Here is a 26,206-nt window from a genome sequence, read left to right as displayed (position 1 = left end):
CGGCTCGACATCAAAGGCTCGACCTCAGGGACTCAACCGCTCCACCCGCCACGACCCGTCCGGCTCCGCCACGTACCGCAGCCGGTCGTGCAGCCGGTTCCACCGCCCCTGCCAGAACTCCACACTCCGCGGCACCACCCGGAAACCACCCCAGTTCGGCGGCACCGGCACCTGCTCCCCCTCCGGATAGCGCGCGTGCAACGCCTCGTACGCGGCGTCCAGTTCGGCCCGCGAGGAGATCACCGAGGACTGCGCGCTGGCCCACGCCCCCAACTGCGAACCGTGCGGCCGGGTCCGGAAGTACGCCGCCGTCTCGTCCCGCCCGGTCCGCACCGCCGTACCCGTCACGATCACCTGCCGGGCCAGCGCGTGCCAGGGGAAGAGCAGCGAGACGTACGGGTTCTCCGCCAGGTCACGGGCCTTGCGGGAGTCGTAGTTCGTGTAGAAGACGAAGCCGTCCGCGTCGTACGCCTTCATCAGCACCGTACGAGAAGAGGGGCGCCCCGCAGCGTCCGCCGTCGAGACCACCATCGCGTTCGGCTCGAACACCGCCCCCTCCTGCGCAGCCTGGAGGAACCACCGCCCGAACTGCTCCATGGGACCGGCGGCCAGCTCGCTCTCGTTGAGCCCGTCGGCACGGTACTGCTTGCGCATGAGAGCGGGATCGTGATCGTTCACATGGTCATCCTGCCGTACGAACGGCGGACCGGAGGAGAAGTGGCACTGAGTGCCGCGGACTCTCCCCAAATGTGGCACTCAGGCGTATGGTGCTGGAACCGCCTGACTTCCTGTCGCACACATCAAGAGGAGCCGCCTGATGTCCGACTTCGTACCCGGGCTCGAAGGAGTCGTCGCGTTCGAGACGGAGATCGCCGAACCGGACAAGGAAGGCGGCGCCCTCCGCTACCGGGGCGTCGACATCGAGGACCTGGTCGGCCACGTCTCCTTCGGCAACGTCTGGGGCCTCCTCGTCGACGGCGCCTTCCGCCCCGGCCTCCCGCCCGCCGAGCCGTTCCCCATCCCCGTCCACTCCGGTGACATCCGCGTCGACGTCCAGTCCGCGCTCGCCATGCTCGCCCCGGTCTGGGGCCTCAAACCCCTCCTCGACATCGACGAGGAGCAGGCCCGCGCCGACCTCGCCCGCGCAGCCGTCATGGCCCTCTCCTACGTCGCCCAGTCCGCCCGGGGCCAGGGACTGCCCATGGTCCCGCAGCGCGAGATCGACAAGGCCCAGTCCGTCGTCGAACGCTTCATGATCCGCTGGCGCGGCGAGCCCGACCCCAAGCACGTGGCCGCCGTCGACGCCTACTGGACCAGCGCCGCCGAGCACGGCATGAACGCCTCCACCTTCACCGCGCGGGTCATCGCCTCCACCGGCGCCGATGTGGCCGCCGCCCTCTCCGGCGCCGTCGGAGCCATGTCCGGCCCCCTCCACGGCGGTGCCCCCTCCCGCGTCCTCGGCATGATCGAGGAGATCGAACGCACCGGCGACGCCGACGCGTACGTCAAGCAGGCCCTCGACAAGGGCGAACGCCTCATGGGCTTCGGCCACCGCGTCTACCGCGCAGAGGACCCCCGCGCACGCGTCCTCCGCCGCACCGCCCGCGACCTCGGCGCCCCCCGCTTCGAGGTAGCCGAAGCCCTGGAGAAGGCCGCCCTGGCCGAACTCCACGCCCGCCGCCCCGACCGTGTCCTCGCCACCAACGTCGAGTTCTGGGCGGCCATCGTCCTGGACTTCGCCGAGGTCCCGGCCCACATGTTCACCTCGATGTTCACCTGCGCCCGCACGGCGGGCTGGTCGGCGCACATCCTCGAACAGAAGCGCACGGGACGACTGGTGCGCCCCTCCGCGCGCTACGTCGGCCCCGGCACGCGCAGCCCCCAGGAGATCGAGGGCTACGCGGACATCGCCGCGCACTAGAGGACGGACCGTACCGTCACGCGGGGCTGAGCAGCCCCGCGTGATGCCGCTCGGCGACCAGCGGATGCGCCCGCAGCTTCCCCTTCAGCTCGTTGAACCCGTACTCGGCGAAGAGCGGGTTCCCCGGATCGTCGGTCACCCCGGGCGCGGTGGAGGCGTACGGAAAGACCAGCGGCTCGACCCGGGCGTCGAGCCGCGGGTTGTAGAAGAAGGGGACGGAGAACCGCTCGGTCGCCCCGGGCGGGCTCACCACCCGATGGTTCGTGGCGAGCAGATACCCGTTCGTCGCCACCTCCAGCAACTCCCCGAGATTCACCACGAACGCCCCCGGGATCGGCGGCACGTCGTGGAACAGCCCGTCCGCCCGCTCCACCTGGAGCCCGCCGACCTGGTCCTGCAGCAACAGGGTCAGGAACCCGTAGTCCTTGTGCGCCCCCACCCCCTGATCGGCCCCGTCCCCCGCACTGCCGGGATACCGCACGAGCTTCAGATGCGGATGGGCCCGCTCCCCGAAGACCGGATCGTAGAAACCGGCGGGCGCCCCGATCGAGACCAGCAGCTCCCGCAGCAGCCGCTGCGCCACGGAACTGAGCCGGTCGATCCACGCGAGCGCGGCGGACCGCAGCTCCGGCAGGGCGGCGGGCCACTGATTGGGGCCCTGGAGCCACCAGTACGCGGGCTCCCCGGGACCGGGACGCCGAACGGCCCGCTCGGCACCGATGTCCAACTGGTCCCGCCAGTCCCGACTGCCGCCCGTCCGCTCGTCCCCGGTCCGCGTATAGCCCCGGAAGTGCGGCGAGTTGACGTTGTCGAGAGCGAGCCGCTCGGCCTCGGGCAGCGCGAAGAACGCCCGCATGGCCGCGTCGAGCCGCCCGATCTCCTCCCGGGTGACCCCGTGCCCGACGAGCTGGAAGAACCCCACGTCATGCGCGGCACTGTGCAACTGCGCGTGCAGCAGCGCCCGCGCCTCGGGCCCGCGATCGGCGGCGGAGAGATCGATGATGGGCAGCTGGAGGTACGACGATGCCGTCGCTGAGTTCGTCATGGGATGCGTCCGAGAGTGAGAGGTGAGGGCTGGGGCCGGGTCCGGGGTTCAGACGGAGAACCGACAGCCCATGCTCGTGACGCGCACGAAGTCCACGTGCCGGCGTCGAACGAGTATCGGAAGCATGGCGAAAGCATACTGCGCCCTACGAAACGCAGACGACCCGCGGGCTCTGGGTCCCTCCGGCCCCTAAGGACCGAAGAAGCCGGCCGGACGTACCGGCGAGCCCACGGGTCGGGTGACTGCTTGAGATTGGGCCGGCTGCACGCTCAACACGCGCTGGTCCGGCACCGCACTGTGTGTGGTGCAGGGCCGCTAGCCCGCAGCCACCTCACGCGTCCGGTTGCAATACATCTGCCGAACCACCTCCTCTCTCGTGTACCGCACACCTTAAGAAGCGTCCCGAGGACGCTCAAGTGATTTTCCGAGGGGATTGCCGAGGAATTACCGCAGGACGGCGAAGATCCCCCGCACCCGGGTGTCGTCCGGCAGCGTCCAGTGGCCTGTGACCTGGCCCTTTGTCTGAGTCGGCAGGTCCAGGGCGTCCGGGTGGAGGACTCGGTTCAGGTGCAGGGTCGTGGCGCCGGAGGTGAGGGGGAGTTCGGTGGCGTCCTGGGTGTCGGTGGCGGGGGAGGCGGTCGTGGGCAGGGGGCCGTCGCCCTCGTAGGAGTGGGTGATCTCGTGGTCCGGGGCGTCGGTGAGGCTCTGGGCCTGGGGTACGGCCCTGCCTTCGAAGAGGGCCAGGAGCTGGGCGACCAGGACCGGGTCGTGGGCGCCGTCGTAGACCCAGCGGGTGCCCAGGACGCCGTGCTCCGTGGCGCCGACGAGAGCGTGCTCCGCGCCGGGGAGAGGGGCGCCCCGGTAGGTGAGGGGGGCCAGGTAGTGGACCGGGGCCGCGCCGGAGGTGTCGGTGGCGACCATGAACTCGATGCCGACCTCGCCCGCGGGGTCGTCGAGCCGGAAGCCGCCTGCCTTGGCCAGTTCCGGAGCTGCCGGACCGCCGGCGTACCAGGGGCGGGTCGGCAGCCAGGAGGCCAGCAGTTCGAGCTTGGTGGGTGTGAGCGTGGTGCGGTGGATGATCGCCATGCTGGGATTCTGCGCCGCACGGCCGAGCCGCCGCGAGGTGTTTCCCGCGCGGCCGCGCCCGCCTGTGTCCCTACTCCGACGACCTCTCCAGGGCCTCCAGGTCCAGGGCCGCGGCGATGTGTATGGCGACGTCCTCCGCGTAGATGGCGTCGGAGCGTTCGAAGGGGGTGCGGCCGGCGCTGCGGAGGAAGGTGACGACGCCCAGGGTGCGGCCGCGGCTGCGGAGGACCGCGCAGAGGGCGTGCACGGTCTCCGGGGGCCACTGGCGCCCGATGGCCCATTCGCGGGCCGTCTCCGGCGCGGCCGTACCGGCGCTGGCGCGGACTGAGCCGGCGCGCTCCACGCACTGCAGGGCGGGGTGGCCGGGGCCGTAGCGGACGGGGATGCCGGCGTGGCCGGCGAGATGGCTGGGGCCGGGCCGGCCGGAGGGTGTGGCGGCGGCGCGTACGAGCCGGGCGGGCCCTTCGCCGTCCGCGATCGAACCCCCGGCCACGCGGTCGATGAGCGCGTGGTCGGCGAAGCCGGCGAGGGCGAAGTCGAGGTGGACGGTGGCCGCCTCGCCGGGGTCCTCGCACTCGGCGGCGGCGCGGGCGGCCCGGTGGAGCTGGTTGACGCGGAAGCGGAGCTGCGCGGCCTCCTGCTCGGTCTGCTTGGACTCGGTGATGTCCTGGAAGAGCCAGCCGACACCGAGCGGCACCGGTTCCTCGGCGAGGGGGGAGGCGAGGCGGAGGAACCCGCTGCGCCAGCACCGGCGCTTCTCGCCGTCGGGGCCGCGGACGCCGACCCAGATCTCGGCGGGCGCGGGCGGGGCGCCCTCGGCGAGGACGTGGGTGAGGGCGCTCTCCAGTTCCTCGGCGCCCTGGGCGAGCAGCTCGCCGAGGGGGCGCCCGAGGACCGCCGCACGGCCGATGCCGAGGGCGCGGGCGGCGTGGGCGTTGACGACGGCGGGGCGCAGGTCGGCGTCGACGAGGACGACGCCCCAGGAGGCGTCCTCGAAGAGGGCCTCGCTGAGGGCGATGGACCGTTCGAGGTCGATCTGTGTGTGGACCTCGCTGAAGGCGCAGTAGAGGCCGACGGGCTTGCCGTCGGGGCCGCGCACGGCGGCGGACTGGGTGCGGACGAGGACGCGGCCGCCGTCCTTGGTGACCAGGGCGAACTCGTGCACCTGGCGGCCGCTGGCGTGCATGGCGGCCATCAGCCGCCCCTCGACCTCCTCGGCGTCGGCGGTGCGCACCGCCCACCCCGCGAAGCCGCGGCGGCCCACCGCCTCCTCCGGGCTCCAGCCCAGGATGCGTTCGGCCTCGCGGTTCCAGTGGGTGACGACGCCGTCGGCGTCGAAGGCGCAGAGGGCGGCGTCCATCCCGTCGAGGAGGGCGGCGAGGAGGTCGGAGCCACCGGAGTCCGTGGAATCCATGAAGCCCTCGGTGCCTTCGGTGTCCTCGGTGTTCACCGTGCCCTCGATGTCCTCGGTGTCCTCGTTCGTCGGGCCGTCCCGCTCGGGCTTGTCGGGCCCGAGTTCGTCGGTGGCCCCACTCCGCCGGGAAGCACTCACCTGAACCCCCTGCAGGCTGCGTTGCGTCCGCATGTACGGCTGGTACGGCGCGTTGGTTCGCTCACTCGTCATCATTCAACTCGAACGTGACCCAGCCCACATCTGCTTCACGCAAGATTTGGACGAAATCGTTGTACGCCGGATTTCCTCCTCACCGTTCTCAGCGTTCCCACGAATCCGGGGGAGCACTCAGCGGAGGTAGAAGATCCGATCTCCGTACTCGCGCATCACGCGGTCGTTCCAGTCGAGCCCGCCGTCGACGTTGCCGGAGCGCAGGAGGGGCGGTTCGACGCCCCGGTCGGCGAGGGAGGCGGCGGCGGTGGCCATGACGGACTGCAGGATCGCCGAGGTGACGACGGTGGAGGCCGGGGCGAAGGGGGCGGGGATGGTGTCGAGGGTGAGTTCGGCGTCGCCGACCGCGATCTTCGAGTCGAGGACGAGGTCGCAGTGGTCCTTGAGGAAGGTGCCGGAGGAGTGGCGGGACGTCGTCTCCGTGGCGTACGCGACCGAGGTGACGCCGATGACCTTGGCGCCCAGCTCGCGGGCGTGCGCGGCCATCTCGACGGGGAGCGCGTTGCGGCCGGAGAGCGAGATCACCACGAGCAGGTCCCCGGCCCGCAGCGGGCTGCTGTCGAGCACGGCGGTCGCGAGCCCGTCGACCCGTTCCAGCGCCGAGCCGAGGGTCGCGGGCATCACGTCCACGCCCACGGCGCCGGGGACGGCCAGCAGGTTCATCAGCGCGAGTCCGCCGGCCCGGTAGACGAGGTCCTGGGCGGCGAGCGAGGAGTGGCCGGCGCCGAAGGCGAACAGGCGTCCGCCGGCGACGACCGTGTCCGCGATCAGCTCTCCGGCCGTGGTGATCGTCGCGCCCTCCTCGTCCCGGACGCGTTCCAGCAGCCCGATCGCCGCGTCGAGGAACCGCCCACCCGCCGTGCCGCCGTCCAGCCCCATGCGCCGACCCCTCCGCCTTCTCCGCGTCCTCGATGACGCCGATCACGTTAGTGGTCTGGACCAGCGGGGTGTCAATACGGTGCGACGGGGCGAGCCGGCTCCGGGAAATGGGGCGCGGGGTCATAAATCGGCCACCTGATCGGAGTCATAGCGCCGTCGTTCCCCCGGCGCCCCCCGGTTGTCGGTCTGATGCGTAAGAATTGAGTCCAGGGCCAGCGCAGCAAGCCGCAGCCAGCCGGTGTGGCCGTCGAAGCCTCCGGCTGATTCTCATCGAGGGGCACGTATGTCCGGACTGATCGATACGACGGAGATGTATCTCCGCACCATCCTCGAGCTGGAGGAGGAAGGTGTGGTCCCCATGCGCGCCCGGATCGCCGAGCGGCTCGACCAGAGCGGCCCCACGGTGAGCCAGACGGTCGCGCGCATGGAGCGCGACGGCCTGGTGTCCGTCGCCGCGGACCGTCACCTGGAGCTCACCGAGGAGGGCCGTCGGCTGGCGACGCGCGTGATGCGCAAGCACCGTCTCGCGGAGTGCCTGCTCGTCGACGTGATCGGTCTGGAGTGGGAGCAGGTCCACGCGGAGGCGTGTCGCTGGGAGCACGTGATGAGCGAGGCGGTCGAGCGCCGCGTCCTGGAGCTGCTGCGCCACCCCACCGAGTCGCCCTACGGCAACCCGATCCCGGGCCTGGAGGAGCTGGGCGAGAAGGACGGCGCGGACCCGTTCCTGGACGAGGGGATGGTGTCGCTGGCCGACCTCGACCCGGGGGCGGAGGGCAAGACCGTCGTCGTACGCCGGATCGGCGAGCCCATCCAGACGGACGCCCAGCTGATGTACACGCTGCGCCGCGCGGGCGTCCAGCCCGGTTCCGTGGTGAGTGTGACGGAGGCGGCCGGCGGTGTCCTCGTGGGCAGCGGCGGCGAGGCGGCGGAGCTGGAGGCGGACGTCGCCTCACACGTGTTCGTCGCCAAGCGCTGACCTTCGCGCCGCGGCCTGACCGGCCCCGGCCCCGGCTCCGGCCCCGGCGTGTGGGCATCACGCTGGGGCCGTATCGACACCACCGGGGGCCCCGTATCGGTGCACCGCGGGCCTGTCCCGGCATGCCGGGGGCCCGTACTGGCACGCCGCGGGCTCGTGCCGGGCACCGCGCCCGCGTCCGCCCGTTCATGTGACGCCCTCTGTCGGCCGTTGTTCGACACGTGTCGGCGGATGTCCGCAGCACCCGCCAACTCCCGATGCGGTAGGGGGAGTTGTGGTGTATTCGGGTGCGTGTCAGGGAACCCGTCGAATCCAAGATTCAGTGCGCCGAATCGCAGCGCTCGCGCCGTTCGCGTGCGAGGCTTGCGCGTGAGGCATATGACCTGAGGGGCTCTTGGCCGCCCGAGACGAGGATCTCCGGTGGTGAGGGAGGGGGCGGGGCGGATGTGCCGTGGACATGAGGAGGGCCCCGGCGCCGTGCGGCGCCGGGGCCTGTCCTCCCCAGTGCTGACCCGGAGCCCCGAGCTCCCAGGGTCATCCCCCTCGGACCGTTTTCCCCGAGCGGTCCGCCTCCCGTTGAAGATCTCCCCTCGGCGGCGGCGGGCAACCCTTGAGGGAGGTCACTCGAATGAGGGGTGTTGTCGCCAAGAGCGGCATCTTCGAATGTGCATTCGATAACGTGTGCGGCGTGTCGTTGCGTGACCCGCGCCATGACTGATGCGCGCGCCCCACACGTAACGTGTCAACCGATACGCACGCTGTAACACAAGTGCTCGCCGTCCGAGCGGCGCGCACGGCACGAACGGCAGCTGGAGCAACGGCGAGGCGACGGCGAAAGCCAGGGCGGAAGCGACAGCGGATGCGGTACGGAAGCAGCAGCACGACAGCGGTACGACAGCAGTTGGGACGAGTGGACCGGCCGGCTCGAAGCGGGAGCGAGAGGCGGGAGCGAGCGGTCCGGGCGGGAGTCTGGGGGGTGCCAATGGTGCGGCGCATCGACGTGACGGGAGCGGGCGGCGTGAGTCTCGCCGCCTGGGAGTTCGGCGACCCGCCCAAGACCGGCGAGAACGAGCCCCGGCCCGGGGTGCTGTTATTGCACGGCCTCATGGGCCGCGCCTCGCACTGGGCACCCACCGCCCGCTGGCTCTCCGAACGCCGCCGAGCCGTAGCGCTCGACCAGCGCGGACACGGCCGGAGCGCGAAGCCCGAGCAGGCCGCGTACACCCGTGAGGCCTACGTCGAGGACGCCGAGGCCGCCGTCGAACAGCTGGGCCTCGGCCCGGTCGTCCTCATCGGCCACGCCATGGGCGCGCTGACCGCCTGGCAGCTGGCCGCCCGCCGCCCGGACCTGGTGCGCGGCCTGATCATCTGCGACATGCGGGCCTCGGCGCTGGGCGCGGCCTCGCAGCGCGAGTGGGAGAACTGGTTCAAGGCCTGGCCGCTGCCGTTCGCCACCCTCGCCGACGTCCGCAAGTGGTTCGGCGAGGACGACCCCTGGGTGGAGCGCCCCAGCCCGTCCCGGGGCGAGTTCTACGCCGAGGTGATGCACGAGGGGCCCGACGGCTGGCGGCCGGTGTTCGACCCCGAGCAGATGCTGACGACCCGTGAGACCTGGGTGTACGACGCGCACTGGGAGGAGCTGACCCAGGTGCGCTGCCCGGCACTCGTCGTCCGCGGCCTCGACGGGGAGCTGGGGCGTGCCGAGTCCCAGGAGATGGTCCGGGTGCTGCCCCACGGCCAGTACGCGGAGGTCGCCGACGCGGGTCATCTCGTCCACTACGACCAGCCGGACGCGTGGCGCGCGGCGATCGAGCCGTTCCTGGACGGGCTGGACGGGCTGGACGGGGACGGCGCGGTCGGCTGAGGTGCGCGTCTGAGCTCGGCGGGTTTCGGTGCGTCGGCGGGTGCGGGTGAGTGGGGGTTGCTCGCGCAGTTCCCCGCGCCCCTAAAAGCTTCAGGCCCCTGCGGGCCTGAAAAGCATGGGGCGCAGCCCCGGCTTTTCAGGGGCGCGGGGAACTGCGCGAACGGCCCCCACTCACCCGCGGCCGCGAAACCGACCCGCACCCCCCGCCCGGAGCGTTACCGCCGCCCGTCCCTCCCGCACGCGTACGCGAGCGGCGAGATCAGTTCCTCCGCGTCCGGCAGCCACCGGTTCGCCGGGGTGGGGCGCCGGGCCCACTGCACCGCGCCCCTCGACCCGTAGCGCGTGGGCGGCGCGGCCACGAACTCGCCCTCACCCAGCGCCTTGAGGTCGAGCGCGAGCGGTGACCAGCCCAACTTCCGTACGAGATCGGGGACTTTGACCGACGCGCCCGGGAGCACGAAGAACTGCATGCGGCGGTCCGGGGTCCAGGTCACCGGTCCGAGCGTCAGCTCCATGCGTTCCATACGGGCCAGCGCCAGCAGACCGGCGGTCTCGGGAACGTCGATCGTGTCGAACGTACGGCCGGTCGGCAGCAGGATCGACGCGGTCGGCTGCTTCGACCACAGACGGCGTGCGACGGTCGCACTGCCTGTCGCCTGGGTCGCCCAGTCCTCGCGCGCCGGGTGCGCGCCGGGGGTGGCGCACGCTGCGTTGCCGCAGGAGCAGATCTGCACCCCGTCGACGGCTTCCAGCCAAGTGCCGGGGAACACGTCCCAGTGGCGCTCTTCGGCGTATCGAACGGCGGTGTCCAGCAGCGATTCGCCACGCTGCTTCGGGATTTGGGCAGCTTCAGGGCCCGCGATGGTCTCTTCCACGATGAACACAACTCTAGCGGTCATCAGGGGTTACGGATGTCACATGCGCGGGGGAGAGCATCGTCAACTGGGCCGGGGCGCATGGGTGCATGCCCGGGGGCGCGCGGGAGGGATCACGGAGTGAGCCGGGTAGCCACGTGTGGGGTACAGCATCCGTGTTTACCCCGGCAATTCTGGCATGTCTCGCATCTTCGGTATGTCGGCGGGGCATTGATCTTCGAGGCCGGATCTTTTCGATACGTGGGTACACGTATGCGACGGGGCGCGGTCACTGAAGGCACGTCAACTCGGTGCGTGGGCAAGGCACCACAGCCACAGGGGGTACGCCATGGCCGCAAGGCCGCTCGTCGCCAGGCAGCCGAACGAACGACTGCAGGCGCTCATCCAGGAAGCGGGCTGCTCCAACGCGGGGCTGGCCCGGCGGGTCAACATGTGCGGCGCGGAGCACGGGCTGGACCTGCGCTACGACAAGACGTCCGTGGCGCGCTGGCTGCGGGGACAGCAGCCGCGGGGCCGGGCGCCCGCGATCATCGCCGAGGCCCTCGGCCGCAAGCTGGGCCGTACGGTCACCATCGACGAGATCGGCATGGCCAACGGCAAGAACCTGGCGTCCGGCGTCGGCCTGCAGTTCTCGCCGACGGTGCTGGGTGCCATCGAGCAGGTCTGCGAGCTGTGGCGCAGTGATGTGGGGCGGCGGGACTTCCTCTCCGGTTCCTCCGTCGCCGCCTCCGCGCTCGTCGAGCCCAGCCGTGACTGGCTGATCTCGGCGCCGGACTCCCAGGTGGCCCGCTCGGCGGGGCCCCGGGTGGGGCTCGCGGACGTGGCGGCAGTGCGCGCGATGACCCAGGCGCTCGTGGACCTCGACCACCAGTACGGCAGCGGTCACGTCCGGCCGGTCGTCGTGCACTACCTCAACAGCGTCGTCTCGGGGCTGCTGGCAGGCTCCTACCGGGAGGCCGTGGGGCGGGAGTTGTTCGCGGCGGTCGCCCGACTGACCGAACTCGCCGGGTACATGGCCGTCGACACCGGTCAACCCGGGCTCGCCCAGCGGTACTACATCCAGGCGCTCCGTCTCGCCCAGGCCGCGGGCGACCGCGGCTACGGCGGCTATGTCCTCGCCGCGTCCATGAGTCATCTCGCCGCGCAGCTCGGAAACCCGCGGGAGATCGCGCAGTTGGCGCGCGCGGCGCAGGAAGGGGCGCGGGGGCGGGCGACTCCGCGCGCGGAGTCGATGTTCCACGCGGCGGAGGCGCGCGGGCACGCGTTGATGGGCGACGCGCGCGGCGCGCAGGCGGCCGCGGGGCGGGCCGTGGAGGCGCTGGAGGCGGCGGATCCGTCGTCCGGGGACGACCCGGTGTGGATCAGGCACTTCGACGAGGCCTATCTGGCCGACGAGCTGGCGCACTGCCACCGGGATCTCGGGCAGGCGGAGGGGGCCGCCCGGCGGGCGGAGGAGTCGTTGGCCAAGCATCCTCAGTCGCGGGCGCGGCGGCGGGCGATCGGGTACGTACTGCTCGCCACGGCGCAGGTGCAGCAGCGGGAGGTCGAACAGGCCTGCCACACCGGGTTGAAGGCCGTGGAGCTGCTGGGGTCGCTGCGGTCGAACCGGGGGGCCGAGTACCTGGAGGACTTCCAGCAGCGGTTGGAGCCGTTCCGGGAGGAAGCGGTGGTCAGGGAGTTCGGGGCGCGGATGGACCTGCAGGCGGCGTAGAGAGCTCCGGGTGGGGTACCCAGGTCGTTCGCGCGGCTGCGGGTGGGGTGTGGCTGAGCGCGCCGTTCCCGCGCCCCTGAGGGGGGCTTCGTCCCCTCCTCAGGGGCGCGGGTGGTGCGTGGGGTGTCGCCCGGACCCGGTAGCGTGAGTCGACGATTCCGCAAGTCCCCCATTCGTAGGAGTCTCGGTGACGCAGAGTGGACAGGGCGAGGAGCCCTCGGCGCGGACCGCGCGCGAAGGCATCGTGCTGCCCTCGGACGGTGGGGCTCCGCTCCACCCGAGCGATCTGCCGCCGGCCCCGCTGCCGCCGGCCCCGGTCCAGCCGTGGGACCAGCAGCGGCAGTGGGGCTCCGAGGAGACCCCGGCGCCGCCCGCCCAGCCGCAGGCCGACCACTGGAACAGCGCGCCCCCCGCGCCGGAGTGGGGAGCGCACGGCGCGCAGGACGCGTACGGCACGCAGGACGCGTACAGCACGCAGGACGCGTACAGCACGCAGGACGGCCAGACCGGCTACGGCACCCACGGTGCGTACGGCACCCAGGGCGACGCGGCCGGTCAGGGTTACGGGACGGCACAGGGCGATGCGGCCGGGCAGGGCTACGGGACGGCCCAGGGTGATGCGGCCGGGCAGGCGTACGGCGCCCAAGGGGGGATGCCGTTGCCGCCCGAGGGGGCGCAGGGGGCGGCGTACGGAGGCGCGGGGTACGGCGGTGCGGGTGCGCCGTTGCCGCCGGCCGCGGGGGAGGTGGCCGGGCCGTCGGCCGGTGGGTCGCCGCTGCCGCCGCAGAGCGCGCCGTTGCCGCCCGTGGACGAGGGGGCCACCCAGTACATCCCGTATGTGCCGGCGTCCGGGCCCATGCCGGTGGATGAGGGGGCGACCCAGTTCATACCGCCGGTGGTCGGGGAGGCACCCGCCGCCGAGGCCGCCACACAGTTCCTGCCGCCGGTCGGGCCGGGGGCGCTGCCGCCGGAGACCGCGGGGGACGCGACGACGTATCTGGGGCGGGTACAGGACAACGGTGCCGGGCCCCTGCCGCCGACCGCGCAGCCCATGCCCGGCGGGCCCGCCGGGAATCCGGACGCGGAGGCGACGCAGTACATACCGCCGGTGGCCGCGCAGGCGCAGCCGCGGCCCCAGTCGTACGGTGCGCCGGGGTCGCAGCAGGGGCAGCAGCACGGACATCAGCAGCCGGACGTGTTCGACAGCCTCTTCCGCAACGAACCGGGGGCCGGTGGCGCCGCCGGATCCACCCAGCAGATGCCGAAGATCGACCACGGTGCCCCGCAGCCGCCGCGGGGCCCGGGCGGGCCGGGTGGTCACGGCGGCCATGGCGGATCCGGAGGCCACGGGGGTCACGGAGGCCACGGTGGGCATGCCGGGCGCGCTTCCGGGAGACGGGAGAGCGGGGGCGGCGGGGGTGGTCGTACGAGATCGCGGGTGCCGTTGATCGCGCTCGTCGGCGTGGGGATCGCGGTGCTCGGGATCGGTGCGGGTGCGCTGATGGCCGGGTCGGGGGACGACTCGTCGCCGAGCGGGAACAAGCCCGTGTCGGCGACCGGGGCGCCCGAGGAGTCGGCGTCCGCGTCGGCGGATCCGGCGCGGGAGCAGGCGGTCGCGCTCGACAAGCTGCTGGCGGACAGCGGCGACAGCCGGAGCAGTGTGATCAAGGCGGTCGCCGACATCAAGACGTGTTCCAACCTGGGCCAGGCCGCCACCGATCTGCGGGACGCGGCGAAGCAGCGCACCGACCTGGTGACCCGGCTCGGTGAGCTGTCCGTAGACGAGCTGCCGAACCACGAGGCCCTGACCACCTCGCTGACGAAGGCCTGGAAGGCCTCGGCCGCCGCGGACAACCACTACGCCGCGTGGGCGGACCAGACGGCGGGGAAGAAGGGCTGCAGGAAGGGTCAGGCCCGCAGCACCGGCCAGACCCAGGCGGGCAACCAGGCCAGCGCCACGGCCAGCGCCGAGAAGACCAAGGCCGCCGAACTCTGGAACAAGATCGCCAAAACCTACACCTTGACCGAACGCCAGGCGGTCCAGCTGTAGGGAGACGGGTGCGGGTGCGTGGGGCTTCTCGCGCAGTTCCCCGCGCCCCTGAAAAGCAGGGGCTGCGCCCCATGCTTTTCAGGCCCGCAGGGCCTCGGTCAGTTCTCCGCCTCCACCAGTGTCTTCTCCACGTTCACGAAGTTCCGTCGGGCCGCGACCAGTTGGCCCTTGCGGACGACCTGGAAGGTGACCTCGGGGTTGATGAGGCGGGGGAAGCCGGCGGAGGCTATGAGGTCCTCGAAGCGCCAGCTGAGCGGCGGGGTCAGGCCACCGGTGGTGACCCGCAGGCCGCCGTCGAGGACGCGCCGGATCGTCTGGGAGGTCACCTCCCCGTCGCCGATCTCCTTGATGGCGGCCGTCAGGACGGTGTACGCGATCCACGTGGTCTGCACGCCCGGGTCCGCGGGGTCGATCCGGTTGTCGCCGAACGCGTGCTCCCGGATCACCTCCTTCATCCGGTCCCACCGCTTGTCGTTCTCGACCGGGTACCAGCCGGTGACGTACGCCCCCTCGTACAGCCCCGACCTCCCGCCGGTCGCGTCGATCACCGTCTGGTCGACGCTGCCCAGCACCGTCCCCGTACGGACGTCCGGGAAGTCCGCACGGTCCCGGCGGAAGGAGTCCATGAACGTGAAGGTGCGGTCGCCCAGGGCGGGGACCACGCACCCCTCCGTGCCCGGCTCCGCGCTGGCCCGCCGCAGCGCCTCCCGGGCATGCCCCCCGTACTCGGTCGCGTCCTCGGCGGCCAGCTGGTCCTCCGACCGGTCGTGGCCCCCGGACCGCAGCCCCGAGTCCAGCAGCAGCGGCAGCTGGTCGCCGGCGATCGAGTCGGGGCGGACGAGGGCGACCGGGCCGCAGGCCTGGGCGAGCTGTTCGCCGAGGCCGGCCATGAGCGCGGCCTGGCCGCCGTTGACCGGGTACGACAGCGCGCTGGCGAACTCGTCGTCGGTGACGCCGTAGCCGCCGATGTACGGGATGCCCGCCGACTCCAGCGGGGCGAGGAAGGAACGGCCGTGCTGGCTGTAGGAGCCGACGACCGCGACGACGTTCTCGTCGGCGGCGCGGCGGGCGCACTTCGCGGCCGTGACGGTCTCGTTGTGGTCGTTGCAGGTGAGGATCTTCAGCTCGCGGCCGTTGATGCCGCCGCCCGCGTTGATCCAGCGGGCGTACGCCTTGGCCATCGCGGGCATGCCCGGCTTGTTGGTGGCGGCCGTCTTCTCCGGGGCCCAGGTCATGACGGTGACGGGGCCGTCCCCGCTACCCCCCGTGGTACCGGGGATGACCCCGCACCCGGCGACGAGTGAGGCACACGCCGCCAGCGTGGTGGCTCTGACCAGGCGTTTGGTGAGGCCAGTGCGATGGCCTGGGGGCTGAGGTGTCCGTCGTGCCTGGAAGCCAGTCATGGCTCCGCACGATTCCGCCATATCCTCAACCCAGGCGTGACGGATGGTCAACGCGAGGTGACCGGGAGGTGAATTGCGAGGAGCTACGATCGTATTTTCGAGTGGTTTCAGAGAGGAATGCGCGATCGATGACCGTCCAAGGTCCGGAGACCCCTTCCCGTCGCGGGCGTCGCTCATCCACCATGGGCGGCATGCCACTGAACGACATGCCGTGGTGGCGCTGGCGCAGCAATGTGCGCTCCGCGCTGCACATGCTCTCCGACCCCGCGTTCCAGCAGAACATCTGGCTGGCCGGTGTCGACGGGTACGGGGACGTCACCGACGCCGTGTACCGCCTGGTCGAGGACACCTGGCTGGACAACTGGTCCGCCGAGAAGTACGTCGGCACGATCTTCCGTGACGCCCAGGAGGCGGCCCTCGTCGACACGGCCGTGCTGCGCGTGCTGCGGATCATGCACCAGGTCGGTCCGGACGCGCCCGTCTCCGCGTACCTCGACCACGACGCCTGGCCCGAGGCCGTCCGTGCCGCCCGTGAGGCCCATGTGCGCCTCTCGGTGAGCGACGGGGAGGACCCGGACACAGCGCCGCGCACCCTCGAAGTGCTGCGGATCATGACCAGGGCGGCGTAGGGAAGCCGGTCGGGCGGTGGCGCGGGGCCCTGCGGTCCGGTCCTCGGGACGATTGCCGACATGGGTACGCCATATGGGACCCTGTCGGGCATGAACGAGCAGTCCACCCGAGCCGCGGCACCCGCCGACCAGTACGTCCTCACCCTCGCCTGCCCCGACAAGCCGGGCATCGTGCACGCCGTGTCGAGCTACCTCTTCATGACCGGCGGAAACATCGAGGACAGTCAGCAGTTCGGCGACCACGACACGGGTCTGTTCTTCATGCGCGTCCACTTCTCGGCGGACGCACCGGTGAACGTGGACAAGCTGCGTGCCAGCTTCGCGGCGATCGGTGACTCCTTCCAGATGGACTGGCAGATCAACCTGGCCGACGAGAAGATGCGCATCGTCCTCATGGTCAGCAGGTTCGGGCACTGCCTGAACGACCTGCTCTTCCGGGCGAGCACGGGCGCGCTGCCGGTGGAGATCGCGGCCGTGGTCTCCAACCACACCGACTTCGCCGAGCTGGTGGGGTCGTACGACATCCCGTTCCACCACATCCCGGTGACCAAGGACACCAAGGCGGACGCGGAGGCGCGGCTGCTGCAGATCGTGCGCGAGGAGAACGTCGAGCTGGTCGTGCTGGCCCGCTATATGCAGGTCCTCTCCGACGACCTCTGCAAGCAGCTCAGCGGGCGCATCATCAACATCCACCACTCCTTCCTGCCGAGCTTCAAGGGCGCGAAGCCGTACCACCAGGCGCACACGCGCGGTGTGAAGCTGATCGGCGCGACGGCGCACTACGTCACCGCCGACCTCGACGAGGGGCCGATCATCGAGCAGGAGGTCGAGCGGGTGGGCCACGGGGTGACGCCCGAGGGGCTCGTCGCGGTCGGGCGGGACGTGGAGTGCCAGGCGCTCGCGCGGGCGGTCAAGTGGCACGCCGAGCGACGCATCCTGATGAACGGGCGCCGGACGGTCGTCTTCGCGTAGTTTCGGCCGGGTTCGTGAGTGGCATCGGGAGCATCTCCGCCCGACGGACCAGGAGGTGGCGCGGATCCTGATGGATCCCGTCCTGCCGTGTACGAGGTGCCCGGCACCGGCTCAGGTCTCGGCGGGCAGATGGATCGAGGCCAGTTTGGCCGGGTCGACGACGATGTGGATGCCGGTGATCCGGCCTTCGGTGACGGTGAAGGCGATGAGGGAGAGAGGGGTTCCGTCGGGGCGCCAGGACATGTGGCCGGGGTTGCCGTTGACCAGCACGGGCCGTTGGCGGGCGACCTCGCCGGAGAACATGCGGGCCCCGGAGGCGACCTTGGTGGCGCCGAGGGTGACGACCACGCCGTCGGAAGTGTCGACGGTCAGCTCCACGTTCGGGTCGAGGACACGCAACAGTGCTTCGAAGTCGCCACTGCGGGCGGCGGCGCCGAATGCGCGGACGACCTCTCGGTGCTCGCGGCCGGAGCCCGCCGGTCGGTCCGTGGCGTGGACCTTGCGGCGGGCGCGGCTGGCGGCCATCTTGGTGGCGGCGGTGGACTTGTCCAGGATCCGGCCGATTTCGTGGAACGGGACCGCGAACATGTCGTGCAGGACGAACGCCAGGCGCTCGCTCGGGGTGAGCGAGTCGAGCACGACGAGCAGGGCGAGGCCGACCGAATCGGCCAGCGCCGCCTGCTCGTCCGGCGCGGGGTCATCGGCGGGTATCACCACGAGGTTCGCGAACTCCTGCTCGTAGGCGATTTCGGGGTGGGCTCGGCGGGATCTCAGGAGGTCCAAGCTGATTCGGCCGACCACGGTGGTCAGCCAGCCCGCCAGGTTGCCGATGGTCGCCGCGTCCTGGCGGACGAGGCGCATCCAGGCTTCCTGGACCACGTCCTCGGCGTCGGCGTGCGAGCCCAGCACGCGGTATGCGACGGCGCGCAGCCGATCGCGCTGGGCTTCGAACGCCTCGGTCACAAGGCCGGACGGGTGGGCGGTCACGGCTTCCGCTGCTGACGGAGCGAGACCCGGTTGCCGTCCGGGTCCACCGCCTCGATGCGGGCCCCGAACGGATAGTCCTCGGGCTCGGACTCTTCGAAGACGACGCCGCGCCGACGCATGATCTCCACGTCCTTTCGCAGATCGTCGGATTCGAGGATCAGCGGACCGGGCGCGCCCGCTTCCCCCGGCTGCCCCGCGGCCGCCGCATGCGACCACAGGATGATCTGCACCGGGCTGTCGGGTACACCCACGGTGAGGAACCGTCCGTCGGGTCCCGGGAAGTCGAGCCGTTTTTCCAGGCCCAGTCCCTCGGTGTAGAACTCCAGTGCACGGTCCTGATCGGTGACGTAGATCGTCACGTACATGATCTTGTTCAGCATCCTGCTCTCGATTCACTCGTTGATGCGACGACCGTTCGTATGCGGTCGTCGCTCTCATGACGAGTGCCGACGGGAGAAGGTAACAAGGCCGGGCCGCAGAAGCGTCTGTCCCAGGACAGCGAAAGCCTGGCCGCTGTCGGAGAGTTCGAGGGGTGACGACCCCGGCGACTCGGGAATCTCCACCGGGCGGGCCCAGCTGGAGCTGGCGCTGCCCGTGCGTGACGGGGTGGCGCCGTCGAGGCACGGATCTGCCCGCCGGGGACGGACGAGGCCCCCGCCCTGGAATGGGCGCGGCACGTGTACGAGGACCTGACGGACTTCTTCGGCGCGGCGGACCGTGACGGTCACGCGGTGCTGGTGTGGCAACTCTGAGCCAGCGCGAGGGCGGGGCCGGCCGCGGGTCGCGTGCGCTGGGCGACCGCGGCGAGTCCGTCCATCCGCCTGTTGTCCGCCGCTTCGGCTGCCGCTCCTCCTACATGCGGCTCAGGGCCGCCGCCGCGAACAGTACGTCCCTGATGGCCTCGCGGTCGCCGCCCTGCCCGGCGGCCGCCTCCTCCGGAGGTACGTGCCCGGCGGCGAGACGGCAGAACTCGACGCCGTCCAGGGCCACGTGGGCCACCTCGTGATCGGCGGAACCGAGGGCCGCGGGGGAGTCCAGGGGGATCAGCCACTCGCCGCCGCCGGAACCCTCGATCTCCAGGCGGAGACTGCGGCCGGGGGCACCGGCCGGTACGAGGTGGCGGCCGGACGGGGGCGGGGACGCGAGGCCGGTCCGGCGGCGTTCGGCCAGCGACACCGGCAGCATGCGGGCCGCCAGGTCGATCATGGCGTGCAGATGGCGGCCGGAGGGCGGCTCGTACGGGTAGTCCACGGCCTCCGCGATGTCCTCCGCGTGAATCCAGCACTCGAACGCACGATCGAGCATCGCGTCCTGGAGGGGGAGTTCGAAGCCGCCGTACGAGACCGCCGGCCCGCCTGAGGCGTCGGAGCCGTCGTGGCCGCCGCCGCTCGTGAACGAGGTCGTGCGGACGATGTCGTGGCTCTGCTGCCGCCAGGGGGCGCGGAGGGCGCGGGTGGGCGGGAAGTGGGACGCCTTCCAGTACGCCTCGGTGCGGGCCGCCGGGGAGACGCCGACGGGAGGCTCGTCCGGGCCGGGTTGGAGTTGGCCGAGCGGGTCGTCCAGGCCGAGCGCCGTGGCCACGAGGCCGTCGACGGCCAGGAGGTGGGCGATGACTCCGGCGACGGTCGTACGACGGCTCACCGGGCCCTCGCCCTCGAACCAGCGCAGCCGTACGGGGGCGTGCCAGTCGGAGGCGCCGATGTCCTGGAGCAACGCGTCCAGCCGGGCCGTCTCCGCGTCGTACGGGGCGGCCCAGCGGGGGACGGGGATACGGGGTGGGCGGCGGCCGAGACAGACGTCCAGGACCTGGGTGCGCAGGGCCGGGTCGAGGTCGAGGCTCTCCGGAGGGTGCAGCAGCCCTACGGCTTCCCGCAGCCGCCGAGCCTCGTCCGCGCACCCGCCGCACACCCCGAGATGCTCCTCCACCGCCAACGCCTCCTCTCCCGAACACACGGCCAGGGCCCAGGCCCCGAGCAACGCCTTCAACACCCGGTGCTCCAGCACGAGGGGAGGCCGGGGGCCGGGCGGTGTGGCGGGGTCGGGCAGGGGAGAGGAGGCCGGCGGTACGGAGGAGTCGGGCAGTTCCGGAGAGGCAGGCGGCACGGTAGTTCCGGATGGCGCGGAGGAGCCGGGGGTTGGGGCCGGGACCGGGGGCACGGGGGTGGCCGGCGGCGTGGCGGGGTCGGGTGGTGTGGAGGCAGCCGGAGCGCCGGAAGGGGGCGGCGGTGCCTGCGAGGCGGTCGATTCGGGGCCCGTGGGCTTGGAGGGATCCGGGTGCGCCGGAGGTTCCGAGGGCGTGGAGGGCTCCGGGTGCGCCGGAGGTGCTGGCCGCGTCGGTGGGGCCAGTGCGGCCGGTGGGGTCTGCGGGGGCGCTTCTGGGGTGGGGTTCGGCAGGGCATCAGGCAGCGGCATTCCGGTGTCCTCCACGGAGGTGCGCGGCAGCGGTATCCGGGGCGGCCCCGCCGGCCCGTCACCGCCACCGCTGGCCCCAGCCGGCCCACTCGGTCCGCCTGGCCCTTCCGTCCCGCTCGGCCAGGTCGTGTCACCCGACCCGCCCGGCCCACCAAGGTCGCCCCCGAGCCCGTGTTCAGGCCCCACGGCAGGTCCGTCTTCGTGCCCGGTTCCGGGCCCGTCTTCGGTCCTGTCTTCGGTCCTGTCTTCGGTCCGCTCCTCGGCCCCGGCCTCGGGCACCGCTCCGAGGCGGTCCTCAGGACCGGTTCCGAGCCGGTCCTCGCAGCCGCCTCCGAGTGGTCCTCCGTGGTTCGGCGGGGGTGGGGTGGGCCGGTGCTCCGGCTCGTCGGGGCTCGGCGTGGTGGTCATGTGTGGGGCCCGGGTTCGGGTGGGGTGCCGGAGGGGCGGGTGTCGTGGGCGGTGGAGAGGAGCTGGAGGCCGAGCCGGAGGCGGCGTCGGGCCTCGTCCTCGGTGACGCCCAGGTCCGTCGCGGTCTGGCGGTAGTCACGGCGCTGGAAATAGGCCAGGTTCAGAGCGGCCCGCAGCGGCGCGGGCATGGCCTGCACGATGTAGTCGGCGCGGGCCGCCACCGACGCCTGCTGGACCTTGCGCTCCAGGTCCTCCGCCGTGCCCTCGCCGCCCCGGGCGAGCGCCGCGGTCTCGGTGGCCCGCAGCCGCTGCACCGCGAGACGGTGGGTCAGCGCCGCCACCCAGGACCGCAGGGGCCCCTGCTTGGGGTCGTACTCCTCGGGGTTCTCCCAGAGCTGGAGGAACACCTCGCGGGTGATGCCGTCCGCGCCCCGCTCGTCGCCGAGGACGCGGTGGGCCAGCCCGTGCACGAGGGACGCGAACCGGTCGTACAGCTCACCGAGCGCCGCCGCCTCGCCGCGCGCCAACCGCTGCTGCATCTTGCGGTCCCAGCGGGGCGGTGCGTCCATCGCCGCCATACGGCCCCCTCACCCTGCTCTCACCTGCGCCGTTCCTGATATCCGCCCGGTCGAACGGCCCGCCCGTTTCCGGCCCGCTTCCAGCCTCTGCGCACCGCCGTCCCGAATGTAGTCGGCACCGCTGACCGCGCACGCCCCTTTATGGCAATGCGCGCCCCTCGCAAGGCCGGAGGTGGTATGCGCCTCCTGGGTAAGCCGTTTCCACACCGCCCACGTGGGCGTCCGCCCGCCTTTCGTATGCCTGTACGACCATACGAGGTACCTGATCTGCGCGAATCCAACCGAGTGGCGCCCGTCTGAGCCCGCATCGGATCGATACCGAAGCCATTCATGATCAATGTGCGATCACATGTGACCGTACTCGATGGAAATCGCACCGAAAAGGCCCCGGAATTGGCTCGCTTACCCCGCGCTTTCGGCGGGCCACGGGTGTTTCATGGAACGACGGCGGGGCAGCCGCGCAGCAGGAAGCGGTGCAGTGGCTTCCGGTTCGGCGACTGAGAGGCATCGCGGTGGCGTTCGAAGTGACCGACGGCGAGCAGGGCGGACAGGGGGACTGGGCCGTGCTGCACGTGTCCGGGGAGATGGACCTGGTCACCTCCCCCGTGCTCCGTCAGCGCGTGCACGAGGCGGTGGCCGACGGCCGCCGAAGTCTCGTCCTCGACCTCTCCGCCGTCGTCTTCTGCGACTCCAGCGGCGTGGGCGTGCTGGTTGCCACCCGCCGCCTGATGCGGTCCTTCCAGGGGCGCCTCCGGCTGATCCTCCCCGCTGACGGCCACGCGGGCGGCGGTCCCTCCGAGGGCGCGCACGTCAACCGTGTCCTCGCCGCCCTCGGCGTCCGCCGCCTCTTCGACGTCCACCCGGACGTCCCCTCGGCGGTCGCGCCGGACGCTGACGACGAGGCCGACCCCCTGTCGGCCTGACCCCGCACCCTCCCCATGAGCAGTACGTACGTGTGAGCTGTCCCACCTGGTGGTGTCCCGGCGGCCACACAGTTGTCCCGGAATTCCCGCAGTCTTGGTACAAGCGCCGCTTTCCGGCTCCGTCCGGGCCTCTGACGTCGTACGCTCCGTCCGAGAAGTACCCCACTTGACGTAAGGCGGGCCCGAAGAGACATGGTCAGCAGCGAGTACGAGCGCAGGATCGCCGCCCGGTTCGCCACCTTCGACCAGGACGGCAACGGCTGGATCGACCGCGAGGACTTCAGCGCGGCGAGCAAGGCGGTTCTCAACGAGTTCGGCACCACCGCCCGTTCGGACAAGGGCCAGGCCCTGTACGGGGGCGCCGAGGCCTTCTGGCAGGGAATGGCCGGAATAGCGGACCGGGACGGCGACCAGCGCATCACCCGGGACGAGTTCGTGAACGGCGCGGTCAAGCGGCTGCGCGACAACCCCGACCGTTTCGCCGAGATCGCCCGCCCCTTCCTGCACGCGGCGCTCGCCGTCGCGGACGCCGACGGGGACGGGAAGGCCACGGTCGAGGAGACCGCGCGGGTCCTCAAGGCCCTCGGCGCCTCCGCCGAGACCGCCGCCGCGGCAGCCGCCACCCTCGACACCGACGCCGACGGCAAGGTGGACGAGGTGGAGGTCGTCAACGCGTTCGCACGCTACTTCACCGTGCCCGAGTAGTCCCACGGCCGGGCATCACGACAGCCGTCGCGGGCATCGCAACAGCCGTCGCGGGAACCTCAACAGCCCGTCGACGGGCCGCTCGTCAGCGGTCATCGGCGGGCTTGTCAGCGTTCATGGCGGAGTCGTCAGCGGTCATGGTGGGGTCCGAGAGCGGTCGGCAGTCGCCGGCGATCGGTCGGATTCGCTCGCGCGCGGTCAGCCGTCGCTCACGCACGGGCCGCAGTGCAGCCGCTCGTGCGCGGGCCTCAGCCGCTCGTGCGCGGTCACGTGGTGGCCGGTCGGCAGTCGCGGCGGTCATGCATAGCGTTCGCGGAGTTTGTACTTGAGCACCTTTCGCAGGGTCTCGTTGCGTGGAAGGGCGTCCACCACCTCCAGCCGCTCCGGCAGCTTGTGGACGGACAGCCCTTCCGCGCGCAGCCAGTCGGTGATGTCCGGCAGCGTCAGCGCCCCGGCCTCCGGCGGCTGTTCGACGACCGCGCACACCCGCTCCCCGCGCTCCGGGTCCGGCAGCCCGATCACCGCCACGTCCTGGACGGCCGGATGGCGGTGCAGCAGGTCCTCGATCTCCTTGGCCGAGATGTTCTCGCCCTTGCGGATGATGACGTCCTTGAGGCGGCCGGTCAGCACCAGATGGCCGCTGTCGGTGAGGTGCCCGAGATCGCCCGTGACGAAGAACCCGTCCGCGTCGAAGGCCGCCGCCGACTGCGCCGGATCCAGGTACCCCTGACAGACGGCCTCCCCGCGCAACCGCACCTCCCCGTCCTCCGCGATCCGGATCTCCATCCCCTCCGGCGGCCGCCCCTCCGTCGTCGCCAGGTTCTCCGCCGAGTCGTCGGGCGCCCCCATCGTGATCATCGGCACCTCGGTCATGCCGTACCCGTGGGTGAGCTGCACCCCCATCTCCCGTACGACCGCGTGGTAGAGCTCGGGCGGCTTCGGGGCCCCGCCGCCCGCGAGCAGCCGCAGGGACGGGACGACCGGCTCGCCCGGCTGCTTGCGCTGCTCGGTCAGGAACATCGAGTAGAACGCCGTCGACCCGCCCGCCACCGTCACCCCGTGCTTGCGGTACGCCTCCAGCGCGGCCGGCAGCGCGAAGTGCTCGAACAGCACGGCCGGGAAGCCGTAGAGCAGGAGCATCACCATGTAGTCGGGGCCGCCTATGTGCGCGTACGGGAAGGCGATCGAGCCCACGTCGTCCGAGGTGAGCCGGAGCGCGTGGGCGAGGCAGGAGCCGCCCGCGATCAGTGAACGGTCCGTGTGCAGGACGCCCTTGGGGTCGGAGGTGGTGCCCGAGGTCCAGTAGATCCAGCGGGCGGAGGTGCCGTCGGCGGGTGGGGCGGGGAGAGTCGTGGGGTCGCCCTCCGGGAGGCGGTCGTACGCCTCGAGGGTCCCCCGCGCGTCCAGGCGCCGGGCCATCTCCGTGTGGTCGAAGCCCCGCCACTCGCCGGGTACGGCGAAGAACTCGGCCCTCGACTCCCGGAGCGCGAAGCCGACCTCGCGGTCGCGGTAGAAGGGGATGACCGGGGACTGGACGGCGCCGAGGCGGGCCAGGGCGAAGGAGAGCAGGACCGTCTCGATGCGGGTGGGCAGCTGCCAGGCGACGACCGTGCCGGGGCGTACGCCCCTGGCGTACAGCCCGGCCGCCACGCGCTCGGCGCGGGACCGCAGTTCGCCGAAGCTCAGGGTGCGGTCGTCCTGGAGGAGGGCGGGCCGGTCGGGGGTGAGGCCGGCGCGGCGGTCGAGGAGTTCCCAGAGGGTGCGGGAGTCGCTGAGCGCGTGGGCGGTGTCGGTCACGGCGGAGCCCCCTGCCGATTCAGCTGACGATGTGTCAGATCGTGGGCAGAGCGTAGGGCCGGGCGGCTTGTCGGTCCAGGGGTGCGCCACTAGCCTGCTGGAGAGGACCTAGCTGACGGTCCGTCAGAAATGGCTCGGTGGAGGGGACCCATGACCGAACTGCCCCGCATCATCAGCGTCGACGACCATGTGATCGAGCCCGCGCACCTCTTCGAGACCTGGCTGCCGGAGAAGTACCGCGACCGGGGCCCGAAGCCCCTCACCGCCGGGATCGGCGAGCTCGCGTACGTCGGGGGCAAGTACCAGATCACGATGGACCCGGACGGACCGCCGACCGACTGGTGGATCTACGAGGACCTCAAGTTCCCGTACAAGCGGAACATCGCGGCCGTCGGATTCGACCGGGACGAGATGACGCTGGAGGGGATCACCCGCGAGGAGATGCGGCGCGGCTGCTGGGACCCGAAGGCGCGGCTGGCGGACATGGACCTCAACCACGTCGAGGGCTCGCTCTGCTTCCCGACCTTCCCGCGCTTCTGCGGGCAGACCTTCGCCGAGGCGCACGACAAGGAAGTGGCCCTGGCCTGCGTCCGCGCCTACAACGACTGGATGGTCGAGGAGTGGTGCGGCGACAGCGGCGGCCGGCTGATCCCGCTCTGCCTCATCCCCCTGTGGGACATCGAGCTGGCCGTCGCGGAGATCGAGCGGAACGCGGCCCGGGGCGTCCGGGCGGTCACCTTCTCGGAGATCCCCACCTATCTGGGCCTGCCCTCCATCCACTCCGGCTACTGGGACCCCTTCTTCGCGGCCTGCCAGGAGACCGGCACGGTCGTCAACATGCACATCGGCTCCAGCTCCCAGATGCCGGCCGCCTCCCCCGACGCACCCCCCGCCGTCCAGGCCTCCCTCTCCTTCAACAACGCGATGGCCTCGATGATGGACTTCCTCTTCAGCGGGGTCCTGGTGAAGTTCCCGACCCTCAAACTCGCCTACAGCGAGGGGCAGATGGGCTGGATCCCGTACGCCCTGGAGCGCGCCGACGACGTCTGGGAGGAGCACCGCGCCTGGGGCGGGGTGCGCGACCTGATCCCCGAGCCGCCGTCGACGTACTACTACCGGCAGATGTTCTGCTGCTTCTTCCGCGACAAGCACGGGGTCGCCTCGCTGGACGTCGTCGGCCGGGACAACGCGACCTTCGAGACCGACTACCCGCATGTCGACTCGACCTTCCCGCACACCAAGGAGGTCGCCCTCGACCATGTGAAGGGCCTCGACGACGAGACGGTCTACAAGCTGATGCGCGGCAACGCCATCCGCATGCTCGACCTGGACTTCGACCGCCACCTCGGCCGGTAGGGGCC

At 71.7% G+C, this 26,206-nt stretch carries 22 protein-coding genes; 10 read left to right on the top strand and 12 right to left on the bottom strand.

Annotation, left to right across the window (positions count from 1 at the left end; all coding sequences use genetic code 11):
* Positions 1-24 precede the first annotated feature (24 nt).
* A complete protein-coding gene (pdxH, locus tag PUR53_RS22555) occupies positions 25-654 on the bottom strand; it encodes a pyridoxamine 5'-phosphate oxidase (protein ID WP_329909458.1) in 630 nt (209 codons plus the stop codon).
* Between the two features lie 163 nt (positions 655-817).
* Here pdxH and PUR53_RS22550 point away from each other — a divergent pair, with 163 nt between their 5' ends.
* Positions 818-1,921, top strand: coding sequence for a citrate synthase 2 (locus PUR53_RS22550; RefSeq protein ID WP_045556076.1), 1,104 nt, complete (start codon positions 818-820; stop codon positions 1,919-1,921).
* 16 nt (positions 1,922-1,937) lie between these two features.
* Here PUR53_RS22550 and PUR53_RS22545 read toward each other — a convergent pair whose 3' ends face one another.
* The 4 genes from PUR53_RS22545 to PUR53_RS22530 all read right to left on the bottom strand — a co-directional run bounded on the left by PUR53_RS22545 (position 1,938) and on the right by PUR53_RS22530 (position 6,555).
* Positions 1,938-2,966 (bottom strand): isopenicillin N synthase family dioxygenase, encoded by a 1,029-nt coding sequence (locus PUR53_RS22545; RefSeq protein ID WP_329899897.1) that lies wholly within the window; start codon positions 2,964-2,966, stop codon positions 1,938-1,940.
* 444 nt (positions 2,967-3,410) lie between these two features.
* The gene (locus PUR53_RS22540) at positions 3,411-4,052 is read right to left on the bottom strand and encodes a maltokinase N-terminal cap-like domain-containing protein (RefSeq protein WP_329899896.1); all 642 of its coding nucleotides are present in this window, start codon (positions 4,050-4,052) and stop codon (positions 3,411-3,413) included.
* Positions 4,053-4,122: 70 nt separating this feature from the next.
* On the bottom strand, positions 4,123-5,604 hold the full coding sequence (locus tag PUR53_RS22535; RefSeq protein ID WP_329899895.1) for a PAS domain-containing protein: 1,482 nt from the start codon (positions 5,602-5,604) through the stop codon (positions 4,123-4,125).
* 189 nt (positions 5,605-5,793) lie between these two features.
* Positions 5,794-6,555 carry an SIS domain-containing protein gene (locus PUR53_RS22530; protein ID WP_329899894.1) on the bottom strand — a complete coding sequence of 254 codons (762 nt, stop codon included), beginning with the start codon at positions 6,553-6,555 and terminating at the stop codon, positions 5,794-5,796.
* 283 nt (positions 6,556-6,838) lie between these two features.
* On the opposite strand from PUR53_RS22530, the gene PUR53_RS22525 reads away from it, so the two are divergent.
* On the top strand, positions 6,839-7,531 hold the full coding sequence (locus PUR53_RS22525; RefSeq protein ID WP_086799052.1) for a metal-dependent transcriptional regulator: 693 nt from the start codon (positions 6,839-6,841) through the stop codon (positions 7,529-7,531).
* A gap of 982 nt (positions 7,532-8,513) precedes the next feature.
* Positions 8,514-9,395: an alpha/beta fold hydrolase gene (locus PUR53_RS22520; protein WP_329899893.1), complete on the top strand. Its 882-nt coding sequence runs from the start codon at positions 8,514-8,516 to the stop codon at positions 9,393-9,395.
* A gap of 215 nt (positions 9,396-9,610) precedes the next feature.
* Here PUR53_RS22520 and PUR53_RS22515 read toward each other — a convergent pair whose 3' ends face one another.
* Positions 9,611-10,270, bottom strand: a complete 660-nt coding sequence (locus tag PUR53_RS22515) for a bifunctional DNA primase/polymerase (RefSeq protein WP_391807580.1) — start codon at positions 10,268-10,270, stop codon at positions 9,611-9,613.
* A gap of 328 nt (positions 10,271-10,598) precedes the next feature.
* On the opposite strand from PUR53_RS22515, the gene PUR53_RS22510 reads away from it, so the two are divergent.
* Both PUR53_RS22510 and PUR53_RS22505 read left to right on the top strand, forming a co-directional pair.
* Complete coding sequence (locus tag PUR53_RS22510) at positions 10,599-11,981, top strand: transcriptional regulator (protein ID WP_329899892.1); 1,383 nt, start codon at positions 10,599-10,601, stop codon at positions 11,979-11,981.
* Positions 11,982-12,168: 187 nt separating this feature from the next.
* Positions 12,169-14,031 carry a hypothetical protein gene (locus tag PUR53_RS22505; protein WP_329909456.1) on the top strand — a complete coding sequence of 621 codons (1,863 nt, stop codon included), beginning with the start codon at positions 12,169-12,171 and terminating at the stop codon, positions 14,029-14,031.
* A gap of 98 nt (positions 14,032-14,129) precedes the next feature.
* On the opposite strand, the gene PUR53_RS22500 is transcribed toward PUR53_RS22505, so the two are convergent.
* Positions 14,130-15,434: an ABC transporter substrate-binding protein gene (locus tag PUR53_RS22500; protein ID WP_329909454.1), complete on the bottom strand. Its 1,305-nt coding sequence runs from the start codon at positions 15,432-15,434 to the stop codon at positions 14,130-14,132.
* Between the two features lie 128 nt (positions 15,435-15,562).
* On the opposite strand from PUR53_RS22500, the gene PUR53_RS22495 reads away from it, so the two are divergent.
* Positions 15,563-16,063, top strand: coding sequence for an SCO4402 family protein (locus tag PUR53_RS22495; protein ID WP_329899889.1), 501 nt, complete (start codon positions 15,563-15,565; stop codon positions 16,061-16,063).
* 90 nt (positions 16,064-16,153) lie between these two features.
* Positions 16,154-17,035, top strand: coding sequence for a formyltetrahydrofolate deformylase (purU, locus tag PUR53_RS22490; protein WP_329899888.1), 882 nt, complete (start codon positions 16,154-16,156; stop codon positions 17,033-17,035).
* A 111-nt stretch (positions 17,036-17,146) separates the two neighbouring features.
* Here the strand turns inward: purU and PUR53_RS22485 are convergent, their stop codons facing one another.
* The 4 genes from PUR53_RS22485 to PUR53_RS22470 form a co-directional block, all read right to left on the bottom strand.
* Complete coding sequence (locus tag PUR53_RS22485) at positions 17,147-18,022, bottom strand: sigma-70 family RNA polymerase sigma factor (protein WP_329909452.1); 876 nt, start codon at positions 18,020-18,022, stop codon at positions 17,147-17,149.
* Entirely contained in the window at positions 18,019-18,402 is a 384-nt protein-coding gene (locus PUR53_RS22480) for a VOC family protein (RefSeq protein ID WP_329909450.1), read from the bottom strand. The genes PUR53_RS22485 and PUR53_RS22480 overlap by 4 nt, the downstream gene beginning before the upstream one ends.
* 472 nt (positions 18,403-18,874) lie before the next feature.
* The gene (locus PUR53_RS22475; protein ID WP_329909448.1) at positions 18,875-20,434 is read right to left on the bottom strand and encodes a zf-HC2 domain-containing protein; all 1,560 of its coding nucleotides are present in this window, start codon (positions 20,432-20,434) and stop codon (positions 18,875-18,877) included.
* A gap of 404 nt (positions 20,435-20,838) precedes the next feature.
* Positions 20,839-21,420 (bottom strand): sigma-70 family RNA polymerase sigma factor, encoded by a 582-nt coding sequence (locus PUR53_RS22470; protein ID WP_329899884.1) that lies wholly within the window; start codon positions 21,418-21,420, stop codon positions 20,839-20,841.
* A gap of 506 nt (positions 21,421-21,926) precedes the next feature.
* Between PUR53_RS22470 and PUR53_RS22465 the strand changes: the two genes are divergently transcribed.
* Positions 21,927-22,343: an STAS domain-containing protein gene (locus PUR53_RS22465; protein ID WP_329900095.1), complete on the top strand. Its 417-nt coding sequence runs from the start codon at positions 21,927-21,929 to the stop codon at positions 22,341-22,343.
* A 192-nt stretch (positions 22,344-22,535) separates the two neighbouring features.
* Positions 22,536-23,048, top strand: a complete 513-nt coding sequence (locus PUR53_RS22460) for an EF-hand domain-containing protein (protein WP_033525878.1) — start codon at positions 22,536-22,538, stop codon at positions 23,046-23,048.
* Between the two features lie 297 nt (positions 23,049-23,345).
* Here the strand turns inward: PUR53_RS22460 and PUR53_RS22455 are convergent, their stop codons facing one another.
* Positions 23,346-24,845: a class I adenylate-forming enzyme family protein gene (locus PUR53_RS22455; RefSeq protein WP_329909447.1), complete on the bottom strand. Its 1,500-nt coding sequence runs from the start codon at positions 24,843-24,845 to the stop codon at positions 23,346-23,348.
* A 150-nt stretch (positions 24,846-24,995) separates the two neighbouring features.
* On the opposite strand from PUR53_RS22455, the gene PUR53_RS22450 reads away from it, so the two are divergent.
* A complete protein-coding gene (locus tag PUR53_RS22450) occupies positions 24,996-26,201 on the top strand; it encodes an amidohydrolase family protein (protein ID WP_329899882.1) in 1,206 nt (401 codons plus the stop codon).
* Positions 26,202-26,206 lie beyond the last annotated feature (5 nt).

The organism is Streptomyces sp. SP18BB07 (assembly GCF_036322545.1).
Taxonomy (GTDB): Bacteria; Actinomycetota; Actinomycetes; order Streptomycetales; family Streptomycetaceae; genus Streptomyces; species Streptomyces deccanensis.
The sequence above is the reverse complement of the archived record's forward strand: the minus strand, read 5'-3'. Positions and strand labels throughout refer to the sequence as shown.

What these genes read in the sequence shown, in the direction of transcription:
- PUR53_RS22500 (WP_329909454.1), bottom strand. Translation starts at nt 15,434, where the DNA reads ATGACTGGCTTCCAGGCACGACGGACACCTCAGCCCCCAGGCCATCGC.
- PUR53_RS22510 (WP_329899892.1), top strand. Translation starts at nt 10,599, where the DNA reads ATGGCCGCAAGGCCGCTCGTCGCCAGGCAGCCGAACGAACGACTGCAG.
- PUR53_RS22460 (WP_033525878.1), top strand. Translation starts at nt 22,536, where the DNA reads ATGGTCAGCAGCGAGTACGAGCGCAGGATCGCCGCCCGGTTCGCCACC.
- PUR53_RS22520 (WP_329899893.1), top strand. Translation starts at nt 8,514, where the DNA reads ATGGTGCGGCGCATCGACGTGACGGGAGCGGGCGGCGTGAGTCTCGCC.
- PUR53_RS22450 (WP_329899882.1), top strand. Translation starts at nt 24,996, where the DNA reads ATGACCGAACTGCCCCGCATCATCAGCGTCGACGACCATGTGATCGAG.
- purU (WP_329899888.1), top strand. Translation starts at nt 16,154, where the DNA reads ATGAACGAGCAGTCCACCCGAGCCGCGGCACCCGCCGACCAGTACGTC.
- PUR53_RS22550 (WP_045556076.1), top strand. Translation starts at nt 818, where the DNA reads ATGTCCGACTTCGTACCCGGGCTCGAAGGAGTCGTCGCGTTCGAGACG.
- PUR53_RS22545 (WP_329899897.1), bottom strand. Translation starts at nt 2,966, where the DNA reads ATGACGAACTCAGCGACGGCATCGTCGTACCTCCAGCTGCCCATCATC.
- PUR53_RS22475 (WP_329909448.1), bottom strand. Translation starts at nt 20,434, where the DNA reads ATGCCGCTGCCTGATGCCCTGCCGAACCCCACCCCAGAAGCGCCCCCG.
- PUR53_RS22530 (WP_329899894.1), bottom strand. Translation starts at nt 6,555, where the DNA reads ATGGGGCTGGACGGCGGCACGGCGGGTGGGCGGTTCCTCGACGCGGCG.
- PUR53_RS22525 (WP_086799052.1), top strand. Translation starts at nt 6,839, where the DNA reads ATGTCCGGACTGATCGATACGACGGAGATGTATCTCCGCACCATCCTC.
- pdxH (WP_329909458.1), bottom strand. Translation starts at nt 654, where the DNA reads ATGCGCAAGCAGTACCGTGCCGACGGGCTCAACGAGAGCGAGCTGGCC.
- PUR53_RS22480 (WP_329909450.1), bottom strand. Translation starts at nt 18,402, where the DNA reads ATGCTGAACAAGATCATGTACGTGACGATCTACGTCACCGATCAGGAC.
- PUR53_RS22495 (WP_329899889.1), top strand. Translation starts at nt 15,563, where the DNA reads ATGACCGTCCAAGGTCCGGAGACCCCTTCCCGTCGCGGGCGTCGCTCA.
- PUR53_RS22540 (WP_329899896.1), bottom strand. Translation starts at nt 4,052, where the DNA reads ATGGCGATCATCCACCGCACCACGCTCACACCCACCAAGCTCGAACTG.
- PUR53_RS22470 (WP_329899884.1), bottom strand. Translation starts at nt 21,420, where the DNA reads ATGGCGGCGATGGACGCACCGCCCCGCTGGGACCGCAAGATGCAGCAG.